This is a genomic window from Kitasatospora sp. NPDC041988 (genome assembly GCF_055588525.1).
On record NZ_JBVJCO010000024.1, the window covers coordinates 14,621 to 29,898 of the forward strand.

The following is a 15,278-nucleotide window of genomic DNA, read 5'->3' on the forward strand; positions in this document are numbered from 1 at the left end:
ACCACCCCCCCCCCCCCCCCCCCCCCCCCCCCCCCCCACCCCCCACCCCCCCCCCCCCCCCCCCCCCCCCCCCCCCCCCCCCCCCCCCCCCCACGCCCCGTCACGAGGGAGCCTGCGCTGAAGCAATGGGATGCGGTGCTGCCCCCGGACACCGCCGCGGCAGCACTCGACTTCGTCGCCTCCCTGGCCGGGCGCCCCCGTCCCGCCCCCACCTGCGTGCGGCCCGACCTCGACGGCGGCGGCCCGGGAATCGCCCTGGCCTACCACCAACTCGACCGGAGTCTTCCCGGGCGGGGATGGGACGCGCCGGCCCGTGGCTACCTCGCCGCGTCGGCCGCCGGAGCCCGGCGCCTGGGGACCGCGTCCCCGGGCCTGTTCGGCGGCCTCGGCGGCCTCGCCTTCACCGCGTGGACCCTCACCGGCGACGCCGATGTGCTGCCCGAGGTCCACGACACCCTCGTCCGGGAAGCCACCACACGGGCACGCGCACTCGGCGACCACCTCCACGGCGTGCCCGTCCGCACCTTCGACGTCGTCTCCGGACTCACCGGCACCGGCGCCTACCTGCTGTGCCGCCACCACGAGCCGCAGACCCGCCGAGCCCTGTGCGCCGTGCTCACGGCCCTGGTGGCCCTGTGCGGCGAAGACGCCGGGACACCCCGCTGGTACACCCCCGCAGCGCAGATCCGAGACGTCTCGACGCGCGAGGAATTCCCCCACGGGCTGCTCGACTGCGGTCTGGCACACGGCATCTGCGGACCGCTGGCACTGCTCTCCCTCGCCCTCTCCGCCGGCATCACCGTTCCCGGGCACGCGGAGGCCGTTGCCCGGACCGCACGCTGGCTCACCGCACAACGCGTCGACGACGCGCACGGCCCCGACTGGCCAGGGAAGATCGCCCCGGCCGGACACCCGGCCCCGTCCAATCCCCGCACCGGCAGCTCCTCCTGGTGCTACGGCAGCCCCGGCATCGCCCGGTCCCTGTGGCTCGCCGCGGCCGCACTCGACGACCCCGCCCTGCGCGACCTGGCCGTCCGGGCCATCAGGGCTGTCCACCGGCGCACCGCCGCGCAAGGCGGCACCCACGGCGCCCCGGGCCTGTGCCACGGGCTCGCAGGTCTGCTCTACATCACTTCACGGTTCGCCCACGACACCGAGGACTCGGACCTCACCCGCACCGCGGCCGAACTCACCGAACAGCTGCTCGCAGCCGGCCCCCTCGCCGCGGCCGACGGCCCCGGATACCTCGACGGTGCCGCCGGAGTGACCCTCGCACTCCTCGCCGCCGCCACCGACACGCCCCCGGCCTGGGACCGGACCCTCCTCCTGGCATAGGGCGCGCGGCCGAGCAGCGGGCCGGTCTGATCTGCGGCGCCGGTGGGATCCAGGGGGGCTGTCGGTCGGCTGTCGGTCGGCTGTCGGTCCAGGTCGGCGGTACCCGTCTTGACCGGGACGGTCTCGGTGGGCTTGTCCGGGCAGGTTACGGAGTGGTGCGGGCGGCCTGGGCCATCCGGGCGAGCGCGGCGCGCAGTGCGGCGTTGAACCGGTCGGGGAGCTCCTGGTGTGGCATGTGAGCGGCGTCGGCGATCACGGTCACCTCGGCTCCGGTGGTGAGGGCGGCGCAGGTCCGGGCCACCTCCAGGGGGATCGCGGTGTCCAGCTCACCGTGGATGTAGTGGATCGGTACCCGCAGCCCGGGCAGGGTCGGGCGTGGGTCGTAGCCGTCGGCGGTGGCCTGGTGCTCGTCGATGTGGACGCCGGAGTCGAGGATCTGGCGGACAGTCCAGTCGATGAGCGCGGGCGCGGTGCCTGGCGCGTACCACCCCGGCACCCAATCGGCGACCGTACCGGCCCGGTCGCGGCGCAGAGCGGCGACGAGCTCTGCCTGGCCCTCTGCCGACGGCCAGTACCCCGGCGCTCCCACCGGGACGATGCCCGCGATCAACTCGGGTCGCCGCAGCCCCAGTTCGGTGGCGAAGGTCCCGCCGATCGACGATCCGACGACCACCGGCCGGTCCAGCCGCAGCGCGCCGATCAGCGCCACCAGGTCGCTGACCACCCCGGCCGTGGTGTTGCCTCGGACGGGGCGGGCCGAGCGCCCGCAGCCGCGCCAGTCGAGGGTGACGACCCGGTGGTCGCGGGTGAACTCAGGCAGCTGGGCGCCCCAGGTCCGGCCGCTGGTGCCCCAGCCGTGCAGGAACAGCAGCGTCGGACCGGCCCCCTCGTCCTCGTAGTGGAGCGTGGTGTCGTTGATGTCCAGGCTGGGCATGGGTTCTCCTCTTCTTCGTGGGTCCTTGCGGGCCGCGCGGTTCGTGATGCCCCCAGCCAACCGCGATCATCTCTGCCGGCCAATGAGCGATCCGCGCCTACACTGATCGCGAACGGTGATTAATGTTGGTCAGGGCGGGCAGAGAGGCCGGGGGCCATGGAGCTGCGTCAGTTGCGCTACTTCCTCGCGGTGGCGGAGGAGCTGCACTTCGGCCGTGCCGCCGAGCGGTTGCACATCGTGCAGTCCGCGGTCAGTCAGCAGCTGCGTCGGCTCGAACGTGAGCTGGGCAGCGAGTTGTTCGCCCGTTCCACCCGTGTTGTCCGGCTCACCGAGGCCGGCAACCGGCTCCTCCCGTACGCCAGGGAGATGCTCGCCCTCCAGGCACGTGCCCGGGAGGCCATCGACGAACTACGCGCCGAACAGGCCGCGACGGTGCGCCTCGGCACCAGCTCCGGGCTGGGTGCCCGGCTGGACGCGGTACTCACGGCGTTCACCCGACGTACCGGACACGCCCAGTTGGAACTCGTCACCAGCAGTACCGAGGAACGCCTGGCGCGGGTGCGGGCCAGTGACCTGGACGCCGCCCTGCTGCGCGGTGAACGGACCGAACCTGGGCTGGAGTTCCTGCCGCTGTGGCAGGACACGCTGATGGCGGCGCTACCCGCGGGCCACGAGCTTGCCGCGCGGGAGAGCGTCGCGCTGGCCCGGCTCGCGGAACTACCGCTGCGGCTCTCCCCCCGCTCCCGCAACCCCGCACTCCACGACCTGGTGCTGCGCTCCTGCCGGGCCGCCGGCTACACGCCCGTCCTGGGCCCGGAGTTCACCAACGACCAGGACACCCTCGCCGCCATCGGCTACGGCAAGCCGTCCTGGACGGTCTTCTACGCCCCGCACGCCGATCAGCTCTCCGTTCCCGGCGTGGTGTTCCGCCCCCTGAGCGACCCGGCGCCCGTCATGCAGACCTGCCTTGCGGTGCGGAACGGTCCGCCCCGGGGCGCGCTGCGTGCCCTGATCGAAGCCTGCTACGAGGCAGTCGAGGGGACCCGGGTGCAGAGCCCGGCTCACCGATTGCCCGGCTGCCCGGCGTCGGCCGGTGACGTCAACGTGCCCCCGCTGGTCGTTCACTGAGCGAGTACTCCTCCAGGCTCACCAGCTGCATCGACGAGAACGTCCTTGCCGAACGAGACGCTTACGCGCCCAACTCAAGACCCATCCGTCAAGTGCAGTGCCCAGTCACACTCCCACGCCACCGGTTCCGGCAAGACCCTGATCGCCGCCGCCTGCGCCCGCCGTCTCGCGGCGAAGGGGCGGTGCTGGTTCTCGTGCCCAGGATCGAGTTGCCGGCGCAGACCGCGGAGTTCGGAGTCCCCGCCGATCCCGATCCCGATCCCGATCGCGCCGATGCCGATCGCTGAGCGCAGGTTCCGTTGACCGGGCTCCGGGCCGGGCCGGCCGGCCCGCTGCGCCTGGCCCAGCGCCCGAGCTGCTCGCGGCCGTGTCTCCACGACGGAGGGGAGTCGAGTGGGTACGCTACGTGATGATTCGTACGCCCCGAAACCTGGGAGGCCATCATGACCATCGAGGAACTCGCCAAGCTCTACGCCCTGCTGACCATTCTGGAGCCGCAGACGCAGACCTGCGTCCAGGCCGCCCGCCTCGCCGAGGCGGGGACGGCGGGTGAGGGCGACACCGACACCACCGTGGTGAAGCAACTGAAGACGCACGCCGACAAGATCGCCGCCGAGCTGGCCTCGGTGAGCCCCGAGAAGCTGCAGCGTAAGGCGGCGGCGATCGCCAAGTTCCTCGCCTAGCCCAGTAGTTGCGCCCGTTGGCCCGCCGGCTCCGTTCGCCGGCGGGCCAACGCGTGTGCGGGGCGGGCCGGAGCTGGTGGGGCCGGCTGGTGCAGGCCCCGCCACCGGTTACGTCCTGTCCGGTCGTGCCGGCTCCGGTAGCGGGAGTGATGCCGACTTGCCGCTGAACGGCTGCTGCCGCCCGGACCGTATCTGCCGAAACCGGGTGTCGCCGCTGTTCCGTCGCTCGTGAGGGCGGTTGGGTGGGACGGTGGGGCGGGCAGGCGTGGGCTGCCGGCATCGTGGTGACCACCCGCCGAGCACCACCGAGTCGCGGCCCCTGCGCCCCCGCGCGAGCCTGGAGTGGGACGGTGCAGGACGGCGAGCCCACGGACGGTGGGGTGATCGACCACGTTGGAGACTGAGAGCTTTCGGCATGAGCAGCACGGCCGCCGACATCAAGGATCTGACGACGGCCTTCGGCATCCTCGCTGGAGGGCTGTGGGCCTACTTCAAGGTCGCCCGGGGAAGGACCTTCGGCTATCGGGCCGAGCTGTCCACCGTGTCCGAGGTCGAGCGGTTTGACGACGGCTACCGGATCAAAGTGAGGGCCGTCCTCAGGAACACCGGATCCGCGAAGATCCCCCTCGACAGCGAGCTTCGCATCGTGGAACTCCAAGTGGTCGACCGACTCGAACCCGGAAGACCCGCCACCTGGAGGGACGTCATGGCCGGTCCGATCTTCTCGGAGCACGACTGGATCGAGCCGGGCGAGGCGGTGTCGGACGAGATCCTTGCCGTTGTCGCAGGAGATGAGGCGACAGCCGGCCGGCCCGCGTTCCGGGTGCGGGTGAGGGCGGTCGCCCGACGCCGGAGCACCCGCCGGTACCCGACGGGATGGGAATCCAACGAAATCATCGTTCTCTGAGGCCCCGCCCGGTGGGCGGAGGAATGTCGGACCGAGGAGGTGGCGGCCGTGGCCGAACCGACGGACTCTGCCGCGAAGAAGCGGAAAGACCTGGAACGCAAGGCCGTCCTGGACCGGCTCACCGGTGGTGTCCGCCAGAAGCGGATCACGCCCGACGAGCAGGAAGAGATCAAGCGGAAGCTGGCACGGCAGACGGAGGAGGACGAGGAGTGATCCCACTGCTCGCTCCGGCGGACGGATCCACCTCCACGGGCGACGCCGCACCCGCGCTCACGCCCGCGCACCTGCCACTGCTCGGGCCCGGCGAGTCGATCCGCTGGCAGGGCACGGTACAGGTCTCCCAGTGGAGCCTTCGACCGCAGGCGGCCGGTCGGCCCTTCCTGGCGCTGCTGTGGGAACTCGGCAGCCCGGCGACCTGTGTCATCACGGACCGACGGATCCTGTACCTGTCCTCCTGGCTCGCCGCGGCGGACGACACGCTGGGCTGGCGCGAGGCCGCCGGACGCCGACCGTGGCCCGGCGTGCCGACGCCCTGGTTCGCGGGACAGATCCGCTTCGACTGGGCAGCGTCGGTCCAGGTGGACGTCCGCAGCACGCTCGGCGTGAGGACGGCACAGATCGCCGTCCACTGCCTCACGGCCGAGGAACCGGTCACGCTCACGCTCCGCATGAACGTGGAGACCTCCGGCTTGAAGTGCGCCGAGGTCGCCCGAGGGGTGGCCTCCGGCCTGGTCCAGGACATCGCCGGCCACCGCATGGCCCAGGCCGCCAGTCGCCTCTCGGCACCGGACCTCGACCTGCTCGGGGCGCTGCGAAGCCACGTACCGTGCTCGTTCACGGCTACCACGCAGAGCTGGGACCTTCCCGGCTGCGTCCCGGTGCCGACTGCCGCTGGGGCTGCTGCCAACCGGACCGGCGCATCCCGGACCGGCCCACGCCCGGACCGAATCGAGGCCGGGTTCGGTGAGCTCCGACAAGCGCTGGCTGCCTTCGGCCGCTCCAGGTCTCGCACGGCCGTGAAGGCGGTGTTCGAGCGGTTCCCCGAGTTGCTGACGGACGGGGTGGACGATCTGCTCGACCGCCGCCGGCACAAGGCTGAGGCGCAGGGCGAGCGTATCGTCGAACGCTACGACGCGATCGCATCGCTGATCCGCACCTGTCGGCGTACGGGGGCCGATGCGGCCATCGACGCGTACGTGGAGTCCACCGGGCTGGGCCGGCTGTGGAGTGACGCCGACCGCAGGAAGCGTGTGAACGAGCTGTACGACAGCGTGTACGACGCGCTCGAGCGATTCGAGTCCGGAGGGCGCCCGAAGCACCTGCGGAAGGCGCTCACCGACGCCCGGGCCATGGCCGCGGCCGGCGCCGGGGAGGACCGCGATCACCACGAGGTCCTGAACCTCTACGCCGGAGTTCTCGCCGCCCAGTACGACCAGGAGGGCGACCTCGCCGATCTGCGGACCGCCACTGGGCTGACCCGGGAGGCCGCCGAGTTCGCGCGTATCCGCTCCCCGGACCGCTGGCCGGACATCGTCTCGAACCTCGGGGGTCTCCTGCTCCGCGCCTGGATGGCGGACATCCGGGAGGAGGACCTCGACGAGTGCCTGCGGTGCTTCGAAGGCGCACTCGCGGCCACAACCGCCGACTCGCCCGACTGGCCGCGCCACGCATCGTCGCTCGGCGAGGCGCTCCGCGCCCGCTACTCCGTGTCGGAGGACATCGCCGACCTGGATCGCGCGGTCGACCTCCAGCAGGAGGCCCTGGCCCGCAGCTGCGAGGACGACCCGCACCGGCACAAGTACCTGGCATGGCTTGGCGAAGCGCTGTTCGACCGATCCAGAGCCACGGGTGATACGGCGGGCACGGAGGAGTCCGTGGCTGCCACCCGGGCAGCTCTCCGCAGCACACCGGCGGGCTCGCCGGAGCGGGCAGCGCTCCTGAACGCCCTCGCCAACGCGCTGGAGGCCGACCGCCTCCGCTCCCACTGCGCCGACCTCACCGGCGAGGCCGATGACTCCTGGCGGGAGAGTTGCGCCCTTGCCCAGCGCTCGTCGCCGCACGCGGTACTGCTCGCGGCACTGAACTGGAGCCGAAGTGCGGCCGACCGTGGTGACTGGGAGACGGCGCTTGACGCATCCCGCATCGGGCTGGAGGCGGCCGATCGGATGTACCGGCTGCAGACCGGGCCGCGGGACAAGGCGGTGCTCCTGGAACAGGGTCGGGAACTTGCTCCCCGAGCGGCCTACGCACTGGCCAGGCTGGGACGCACCGGGCAGGCAGTGGAGACCCTGGAGCAGGGACGAGCCGTCCTGCTCTCGGAAGCGCTGGAACCGCCCGGCGAGAAGACCCGGGACGCCAAGGCCCGCCGCCCGCCGCTGCCATACGCCCGGATCGCGAGCGCGGCCGTGACCGCCCCGCTGGCCTACATTGCCGTCACCGACGTCGGCGGACTGGTCCTTCTGGTCGGGAACAGCGACGACCCGGCGGGTGATCCGGAGCTCCTCTGGCTCGACACCTTGACCGTGGGGAGGCTCGAAACCCTGGTGACGACGTTCCGGACGGCGTACGAGCGACTGGTCACCGACGGTAGTTCGGACGGCTGGGACACGGACCTCGCCGCCGTCTCCGGGGAACTGTGGGAGCTCGTCATGGGACCGCTGCTCTCATCTCTCCGCAGGCCGCGCGTCGTCCTCGTGGCGGGCGACCTGCTCAGCTGGCTTCCGCTCCACGCGGCGTGGATCACCGATCCGGACACGGTCACCGGGCGGCGCTACGCACTCGACGCTGCTCTGATCACCTACGCACCCAGCGCGCGCTCCCTCCTCGAGCGACCGCCGTACGACGAGGCAGCCACCGCAGTGCTGGCGATCAACGACCCCACGCTGCCAGCGAGCGAGCAGGAGGTGGCGGCAGCCCGCCGCTGGTTCGCCGACGGAACGGTGATGCGCACCTCGGAGTCGACCCGGTCCGACATCCTCGAGGCACTGGACCGCTTCCCGGTCGTACACTTCGCGTGCCACGGCGAGGCATCGCTCGGCGAACCCCTGCGCAGTCGGCTGGTGGCCGCCGACGACGAACCCATCACGCTGGAGGACCTCCTGACACGGAGACTGGCCCATGTCCGGCTCGCGGTCCTGTCTGCCTGCGAGACCGGTGTGGCCGGCGGGTCCGTCCCGGACGAGGTCATCGCCCTGCACACGGGGATCCTCCATGCGGGCGCCGCCGGCGTCATCGGCACGCTCTGGCCGGTCGGTGACATGTCGTCCGGCCTGCTGACCGCGAGGTTTTACCAGCTGTGGCGCGGTGCGAAGGTGGATCCCCCGGAGGCGCTGCGCCGGGCCCAGATCTGGCTGCGCGACACGACCCTCGCCGAGAAGCATGCCTGCCTACCGGAGTTCCGGCTGCTCGACCCGGACGGGGAACCGGACGCCGACATGGCGGCGCTGGTCGACCAGCGGATCCACGAAGGCCCCTCACACTGGGCGGGCTTCGTCTACACCGGTGTCTGACGCCTGACTCTGTGGTCCGAAGCCGGGCCGGCGGGTAGCCTCCCCCTGTCGCACACAGGTGCTGCGAGGGGACGACCGGCCCGGGGGGACTGGTGACCGAGGAACCTGACATCGCGGACACGAACGCGGGCTCAGGGAGGGAGGCGGACGCCGGGAGGGGTGAGGGCGTCGGGAGGGATGCCACGGCGGAAGGGGACGGCGGCGACACGAGAGCCGCCCGCCTCCCGGACCACCGACCGACGGTGGTGACCAGGGCACTGGGCGGTGTGACCGTCGTGCTGATCGCGGCGTGCGTGGCTCTGGCCGTACGGCGCCCGTGGACGCCCGCCGGCGACCCGCTCCTGGTCAAGGCGTTGGTGGCGGCTCTCACGAGCGCCGCACTGTGGGTGCTCGCGTCCTTCCTCGCCCCCGAACTGGCGCCCGCCGCACCCACTGCGGCCGACACGCCCCGCCCCACCGTCGCCGATCTGCGCACCGTCGCCACTCGGATCCGCCGCCGGGCCTGGCGGCGCGCCGTGAAGGCCGGCGTCGTCACCCTGCTCGCCGTGGCCGTCGTCCCGGCCATGGACGCGCCGTTCACCGGGACGTCCGGCGACATGGCCGAGCGCCGGATCGCACTCGACGAGGCCGGAGCACGCTGGGGCGACTTCGAGATCCTGCCCCCGACCGTCAACGGGGACCCACTGCCCGCCTACCCCCGCTACGCGCCGTTCCGCCTCGGACCGCTCGACGGCACCCCGGGCGGGCCGATCGACCTCCGCTCCTCGACCGCCACCGACGGTCTGCCCGTCGGGACCCGGCTGCGCGTCCTGTACGTCCCCGGCAGCAGCTCACCCAGCGCCCTCGCCGAGCGCGAACTCGCGTCCCTGTTGGAACCCGCCCCGCTGCAGCGCACCGCCGGCCGGGTCTGGGCCGCCGTCGCCCTCGCCGCGGCCCTGATCGCCTTCGTTGTCGGCCGTGCCGCAGGCGGCGCACCCACCCGCAGGGCGAGCGAGGCATTCCTGTCCGGACCGCTGTGCTGGGCGCGCGTGGCCGTCCCCGGCACCGCCACGGAGGTCACGCTGCCCGGCACCGACGGCGAGGAGGGTCCGACGGTTCGCTGGCTGATCCTCGAACAACCCGTCGGCGCACACGCGTGGGGTTCCACCAGCCCGGTTCCCCGCACGATGCACTGCCCCGCGCTGGAGCACGGCCCCGGCCACCTCGTCCCCGCCACCGGGTGGCTCGCCTGGGAACCGGCCACGCGCCGGGCGCTGCTCACCCTCGACCACGGCACCACCGTCTGGGGCCACGCCCCCTCCCCGGACGCCCCCTCCCCGGACGCGCCCACCGCTGGCGCGGCCTCCCCGGACGCGACCTCTTTGGACGCCGGTACCGCCGGTGCGCTTCCCGCCGACGGCCCGGTGTCCGTGTCGCGGGTGCTCACCCCCAAGCCCGACGCCCAGGAGCCGTTCGAAGGCCTGTTCCTGCTGGCCGCCGCGTGCTGGCCGGCCGGCTGGCTGCTCTACCACCTGCTCGCCGAGCAGGGCCGGATCGTCCCCGCCGAGGACTTCTTCGGCGAGCTGCTCCTCGTGCCGCTGCTCGTGCTGCTCCTGGGTATCGTCCTCGGCTGGTTGCTGTACCTGGCGGTCGCGGGCGTGATGCGGCTCCGGCGGCGCCTGCTCCGCTAGCGCAACCGGGCCCGATCAGGGGAGGTGCCCCGACGAGCCGGCACGACGGCGAAGCCGGATCGGCGTAAGGCGCGGAAAGCCGGACCTGACACCGCGACGGTCCAGCGCCGGGCACGGGCGATGCCGGATGTGCGGGCCGCCGTACGGTAGTCCTCCCGGACGGGTGGCCGGCGGTCCGGCGGGCAACAGCATCGGCGCGGGAGAACCTATCGGTCCTGTCGGCCGAAGTGGTCGCCGTGTTCGCGCAGGAAGGCGTCCAGGGTGCGGGGCGGGCGGCCGAGGATGTCGGCGACGGCGCTGGTGGGGGTTTCGGGCCGGGTGATGGCGAGTTGTTGGATCTCTGTCACGTGATCGGCGAGCCAGGTGGGCATGTGGGCGTGGTGGATGAGGTTGTCGCGCAGTTCGTTCGGGGTGAGGTTGACGTAGCGGACCTGATTGCCGGTCAGGGCGGTGAGTCGGGAGGCGAGTTCGGGATGGGACACGGCTTGCGGGCCGGTGAGGGTGTAGCTGCCGCCGGCGATGTCGGGCCGGGTGAGCGCGGCGGTGGCGACGTCGCCGATGTCGCGGCCGTCGATGTAGTTGCAGGGCGCGTCGCCCATCGTGCCGAGGATGATGCCCTGGGCGACGGTGGGGGCCAGTCGCAGGAGGTTCTGCATGAACGCGTAGGGGCGCAGGATGGTGTGGGTGAGCCCTGAGGCGCGCAGGTGGTTCTCGATGGCGTGGTGTCCGCGGGATATGGCGACGGGGGAGTCGGGTTCGGCTGCGGGCGCGGAGATCTTGACGATGTGCCCGATGCCGGTGTGGGCGGCGATGTCGATGACGCGCGTTTCGAGTTCGACCTGTGCGGGGCTGTTGGCCATGGCGAGGAAGAGCCCGCTTGCGCCCTTGAAGGCGGTGCGCAGCGAATCGGGGTCGGCGGCGTCGGCGTACTGGACCTCGAGAAGCGAACGGTGTGGGCCGGCAAGGCCGGGCAGTGGCCGCTGCGGGGTGCGGGTCAGCGCGCGAACGGGTTCGCCGAGTGCGAGGAGGCTGTGGAGCAGGGCGTTGCCGGTCACTCCGGTCGCTCCCATGACAACGATCATCGGTGTCCTCACTTCCTGGGGGGTTCCTGGTCGGTTTCCCGGCGGCGGGTGCCGCCGGCGTGGGCCCGGTTGAGCCGGGCGGGTGGGTCCGGTGCAGGGGTGGGCTATGGCCGGGGTGCGGTGGTGGTGCTGCGCCAGCGCAGGGTGACGATGGTGGTGGCGAGGGCTGCGGAGAGGGGCAGGTCGATGCGCAGGCGTTCGAGCCAGGGGCTGGTGGGGGCCGGGGTGTGGGCGGGTAGCCATCGGGCGGCGGACCACCCCAGCAGGGCCGCTGCGCCGGTGGCGGTGACGACGAGGACGGCGGTCAGGGCGACGCGCGGTATCGCGGTGGTCCACCGCCGCGGCTGCCCGCCGTGCCGTAGCCAGGCGCCGACCAGGAACGCCACCACGGCGGAGGTGCCGGCGATGGAGGTGCACGCCGCCACCGCCAGGTCACGCTGCCCGGTGACGACCCCGGCGGTGCCGGCCATCAGTGCGGGGGCGGCGTAGGCGGTCAGTACCTCGCGCCACAGGATGAACGGCCGCGACGCCGCCCGGCTTCGGTCGGCTCTGTCCTTCGCCGCGGGGTCCTTCGTTGCGCTGTCCTTCGTTCCGGGCATGCGGGCCTCTTTCTCGTCGGCGTGAGGACGCGAGGGGTTGCTGCGGGGCGGCCGGCGGCCCTGCCCCACCAAAGTAATTAGGTAGCTAACTATTGGTCCGTGAAAAAGGGCCACGCCCAGAGGGCGGGGCCAAGCTGGCCGAGAGTCGGGTCAGTCGGCGGCCAGGGTCGCGCTGCCGCGCACCACGCGGGCGAGCAGATCCAGGAATACCGCGCGCTCCTCGACACTGAGCCCGCCCACCATCGCCTCCAGTCGCCCGAAATGCTCGGGCGCCATGTCGCGCAGGCGCTGCGCACCGCGCGCCGTCAGAATGGCCACCGTGCCCCGCCCGTCCTCCGTCGACGGGCGTCGGGCGATCAGGCCCTCGCGTTCGAGGCCGTCCAGCAGGCCGGTGATCGTGGCCCTGGAGACGTCGAGGTCTGCCGCAAGGCGTGAAGGGGACTTCTCTCCGCCGTGGGCTTCGAGGTCGGCGAGCAGGCGGTAGCGCCCTGTCGACAGGCCGAACCTGGCGAAGTGCGCCTCGGCCGCCCGGCCGACCCGCGCACCCGCCGAGATCAGCCGTACCGCGACCAGCACCGCCTGTGGATCGGCCTCCAGGCCGTAGTGCTCGACCTGCCGCCTGGCCTGGTCCAGCGTGGGAGCCTCGCCGTCGACCCCATCTCTCATCATGCAAATAATATGGCAGCTAATTACTTGGACTGTCAAGGTGTCCTGGCGCCTGGCTGCCATGGTCGAACCGGCCGGGAGTCGCACCACCCGCGCCGGCACTCCTGCCGGCCACGTCTATGCTCATCGACCGTGCGCGTTCGATCACGGCGGGCATCGACCATCAACGGGGGGAGACGGGCGGATGGCTGATCAACCGGGCGGGTACACGGTCCGACAGGACGCATCGGACGGCGTGGAGCGGGCGCTCCACAACGTGGCCACCGATCTCGCATCGGCCAACCTCACGTCCACCGCCGTCGGTGGGTACGGGGTGAACCAGGCCTGGGCATCGTTCGACAGCAACCGGTTGCAGGAACCGCACGTCACCCCGCGGGCCGTGGACAACCCGGTGCAGAAGTCGGCGACCACCGGCAGCAACAATCGAGCCGCGGAAGCCAAGGTCGCCGCGCCGATGCCCCCGGGCCGGGCGGGATGAGCAAGCTCAGGGACCTCCAGCAGGCCCAGCAGGCCACCCTGCGTCGCCGGACCCGGGAGGCGGGGAACTGATGCGCCGACTGCCCGCCACTGTGACTGCCATTCTGACCGCCGCGCCCCTGCTCGCCGCCTGTACCTCCGGCGGGCCCTCCACCGACCCGGCCAACAGCCAGCCGAGGACGGAGATCGCCCTGCCGGCCAACTCGGATGCCTGGCACGCCACCGCGTACCCGCCCAGCACGGTGACCCTGGCCGTCGGGGACCGCCTCGGTGTCAGTGGGACCCCCAGCAACCTGGCACGGGCCTGGCACCTCACCTCGACCGGCGACGGCGCCGTCCTGCGGCGCGGTCCCGACGTCAACTACAGCACCTGCGCCCCGGACTCGATGGGCTGCGCCTCGGGTGTCGACCAGACCTTCATCGCCCTCGCCCCCGGCACCACTACGCTGGCCTGGGAGTTCCGCAGCGTCGTCGGTTGCGAGGCCGAAGCACCCGCAGGCTCGCAATACGGGTGCAACAGCGTCACCAAGACCATCCAGGTCACCGTCCGCTGAGACCAGGAGGTCCTGGCCGAGGCCCCCTTCGCCCCACGGGACGCAGGGCGCGAGCCGATCGCCACCCTCGGCGCGCAGACTGCCCCTGTCACCGCCCACATCCGGGGCGGGATACCCGCCGGGGCCCAGGCCGCCCTTGACCGTCCGGCGGCTGCCGGGGCCAGGCCGTCCCCGTGCTGCGTCGCGGGCGTCTTCAGGACGTCGTGGTGAGGGTGTCGTCGAGCCAGTCGAGGATGCGGGCGAGGGAGTGGCGCATGGCGCCGGGGTGGCAGTGGGCGCCGGCCCCTTCCTCGGCGGTGAATGTCATCAGGGTCCTGGGGCAGGTGAGGTGGTCGTAGAGCTGCTGGGGCTGGCCGTTGAAGAACTCGTCCTCGGCGGCGTCGCACACGAGGGTGGGGCACTGGATCTGCTCGGCGATGCCGCCCTGGAGGGTGTAGTCGAGGTAGGCGGCGCTGAAGGCCCGGGGGGTGTCGACGCCCATCACGTACATGCCGTGGTTGATCGCCCACCGTGCGGTCGCGTCCTGGGCGGTGATCTGCTGGAAGCGGGCGTCGAGCTCGGGGTCGGCGTCGGCGCGCAGGCGCTGCTCGGCTTCCGCGCGGTCGCCGGGGATGTGCCGGGTGGATATCGCGCCGAGGTCGTAGACGCCGTCGACGGCGATCAGGGCGGCCAGTCGGTGTTCGAATGCCGCCGCCCTGGGGGCGAGCAGGCCGCCCATGCTGGAACCGAGCAGGGAGATGCGGCTGTTGTCGACCTCGGGGAGGCGTTCGGCGAAGTCCACGACGGGGGTGATGACGTTCTCCCAGTCGGGGCGGAAGGCGAGGTCCTGGTGGTGGCGCGGTCCCGGTTGCCCGGGTCCGTCGAAGGTGAGCACGGTGTAGCCGCGTTCGAGGGCCGCCAGCGCGCCGCTGAAGTGCAGTTCCTCGGCGGTGCCGTCGAAGCCGCTGTGCATGATCAGGGTGGGGCGGGGTGTTCCGGTGGTGTCGGCGCGGTAGAGGTAGCCGGGCAGGGTGGTGCCCTCGTAGGGGATGGAGACCGGTTCGATGCGGGGGGTGTACAGGGCCGCGGCCGCCCGGAAGCAGGCCACGCTGCGGTCGTAGGCGTGGTCGTGGCGGGGGTCGCACGGGTGGCCGTGGAGGAAGAACTCGGCCGAGCGGTAGTAGTTGGAGGCCCGCAGGAAGCTGTCCCGGGCGCTGACGGTGTGGCCGGCGTCGAGGGCCTGCTGGGCCTGGCCGGCCACCCGGTCGGCGGTGGCGAGCCATTCGTCGTGCCAGCTGTCGTAGTCGCCTTCCTTGATGCGCTCGCTGGTGGAGACCACCTCGCCGAAGTCGGCGCCGCCGTAGGCGATGTGGCTCATCGAGCGCAGGGTCTCGTACCAGAACTGGGGGTTCTCGGGGAACAGCAACTGCTTCACGGGAGGTCTCCTGGGGTGTGGGGGCGGGCCGGGTGGTGTGGGTTTCAGCGGGCGCTGCCGAGGTTTCGGTCGCTGTCGGCGCCTTCGAGCATGAGGGTGGTCTCCTCGATGCGGCGGAACCGGCCGTCGGGGGCGAACTCGGCGAAGACGTAGACCTCCATGCGGACGGTGGACCCGTCGGTCTTGATGACCTCCATCGTGTGGCGGTCGGCGTACCGGTCGCCGTCCACGAGCTCGTCGTGGACGGCGACCAAAACACCAGCCCCAACCGCGCTCAAGTGGGCGATGTGGGTGAGGAAACCCGTGCGGTTCTCCCCCCT

Annotated in this window: 15 protein-coding genes; 9 read left to right on the plus strand and 6 right to left on the minus strand. The window is 72.2% G+C overall.

What is annotated here, in order from left to right; translation table 11 throughout:
• Positions 1–135 precede the first annotated feature (135 nt).
• Complete coding sequence (locus ACZ6NC_RS23265) at positions 136–1,335, plus strand: lanthionine synthetase C family protein (RefSeq protein WP_465735696.1); 1,200 nt, start codon at positions 136–138, stop codon at positions 1,333–1,335.
• A gap of 145 nt (positions 1,336–1,480) precedes the next feature.
• Here ACZ6NC_RS23265 and ACZ6NC_RS23270 read toward each other — a convergent pair whose 3' ends face one another.
• Entirely contained in the window at positions 1,481–2,269 is a 789-nt protein-coding gene (locus tag ACZ6NC_RS23270; RefSeq protein WP_465735698.1) for an alpha/beta fold hydrolase, read from the minus strand.
• 156 nt (positions 2,270–2,425) lie between these two features.
• On the opposite strand from ACZ6NC_RS23270, the gene ACZ6NC_RS23275 reads away from it, so the two are divergent.
• The 6 genes from ACZ6NC_RS23275 to ACZ6NC_RS23300 all read left to right on the plus strand — a co-directional run bounded on the left by ACZ6NC_RS23275 (position 2,426) and on the right by ACZ6NC_RS23300 (position 10,166).
• On the plus strand, positions 2,426–3,397 hold the full coding sequence (locus tag ACZ6NC_RS23275; RefSeq protein ID WP_465735700.1) for a LysR family transcriptional regulator: 972 nt from the start codon (positions 2,426–2,428) through the stop codon (positions 3,395–3,397).
• A gap of 443 nt (positions 3,398–3,840) precedes the next feature.
• Positions 3,841–4,080, plus strand: coding sequence for a hypothetical protein (locus ACZ6NC_RS23280; protein ID WP_465735702.1), 240 nt, complete (start codon positions 3,841–3,843; stop codon positions 4,078–4,080).
• 415 nt (positions 4,081–4,495) lie between these two features.
• A complete protein-coding gene (locus ACZ6NC_RS23285) occupies positions 4,496–4,987 on the plus strand; it encodes a hypothetical protein (RefSeq protein ID WP_465735704.1) in 492 nt (163 codons plus the stop codon).
• Positions 4,988–5,035: 48 nt separating this feature from the next.
• Positions 5,036–5,200, plus strand: a complete 165-nt coding sequence (locus tag ACZ6NC_RS23290) for a hypothetical protein (protein ID WP_465735706.1) — start codon at positions 5,036–5,038, stop codon at positions 5,198–5,200.
• Positions 5,197–8,496, plus strand: a complete 3,300-nt coding sequence (locus ACZ6NC_RS23295) for a CHAT domain-containing protein (RefSeq protein WP_465735708.1) — start codon at positions 5,197–5,199, stop codon at positions 8,494–8,496. Before ACZ6NC_RS23290 ends, ACZ6NC_RS23295 begins: the two co-directional genes overlap by 4 nt.
• A 245-nt stretch (positions 8,497–8,741) precedes the next feature.
• Positions 8,742–10,166, plus strand: a complete 1,425-nt coding sequence (locus ACZ6NC_RS23300; protein ID WP_465735710.1) for a hypothetical protein — start codon at positions 8,742–8,744, stop codon at positions 10,164–10,166.
• Positions 10,167–10,372: 206 nt separating this feature from the next.
• Here the strand turns inward: ACZ6NC_RS23300 and ACZ6NC_RS23305 are convergent, their stop codons facing one another.
• The 3 genes from ACZ6NC_RS23305 to ACZ6NC_RS23315 all read right to left on the minus strand — a co-directional run bounded on the left by ACZ6NC_RS23305 (position 10,373) and on the right by ACZ6NC_RS23315 (position 12,516).
• Complete coding sequence (locus tag ACZ6NC_RS23305; protein ID WP_465735712.1) at positions 10,373–11,236, minus strand: NmrA family NAD(P)-binding protein; 864 nt, start codon at positions 11,234–11,236, stop codon at positions 10,373–10,375.
• Positions 11,237–11,352: 116 nt separating this feature from the next.
• Positions 11,353–11,847 (minus strand): hypothetical protein, encoded by a 495-nt coding sequence (locus tag ACZ6NC_RS23310; protein WP_465735714.1) that lies wholly within the window; start codon positions 11,845–11,847, stop codon positions 11,353–11,355.
• A 150-nt stretch (positions 11,848–11,997) separates the two neighbouring features.
• Entirely contained in the window at positions 11,998–12,516 is a 519-nt protein-coding gene (locus tag ACZ6NC_RS23315; protein ID WP_465735716.1) for a MarR family winged helix-turn-helix transcriptional regulator, read from the minus strand.
• 181 nt (positions 12,517–12,697) lie between these two features.
• On the opposite strand from ACZ6NC_RS23315, the gene ACZ6NC_RS23320 reads away from it, so the two are divergent.
• Both ACZ6NC_RS23320 and ACZ6NC_RS23325 read left to right on the plus strand, forming a co-directional pair.
• A complete protein-coding gene (locus tag ACZ6NC_RS23320) occupies positions 12,698–12,991 on the plus strand; it encodes a hypothetical protein (RefSeq protein WP_465735717.1) in 294 nt (97 codons plus the stop codon).
• 91 nt (positions 12,992–13,082) lie between these two features.
• Positions 13,083–13,544: a hypothetical protein gene (locus ACZ6NC_RS23325; protein ID WP_465735718.1), complete on the plus strand. Its 462-nt coding sequence runs from the start codon at positions 13,083–13,085 to the stop codon at positions 13,542–13,544.
• A 193-nt stretch (positions 13,545–13,737) separates the two neighbouring features.
• Here ACZ6NC_RS23325 and ACZ6NC_RS23330 read toward each other — a convergent pair whose 3' ends face one another.
• Both ACZ6NC_RS23330 and ACZ6NC_RS23335 read right to left on the minus strand, forming a co-directional pair.
• Positions 13,738–14,958 (minus strand): alpha/beta hydrolase family protein, encoded by a 1,221-nt coding sequence (locus ACZ6NC_RS23330; RefSeq protein WP_465735719.1) that lies wholly within the window; start codon positions 14,956–14,958, stop codon positions 13,738–13,740.
• 44 nt (positions 14,959–15,002) lie between these two features.
• A partial coding sequence (locus ACZ6NC_RS23335; protein WP_465735720.1) for a nuclear transport factor 2 family protein occupies positions 15,003–15,278 on the minus strand: 276 nt, incomplete at its 5' end.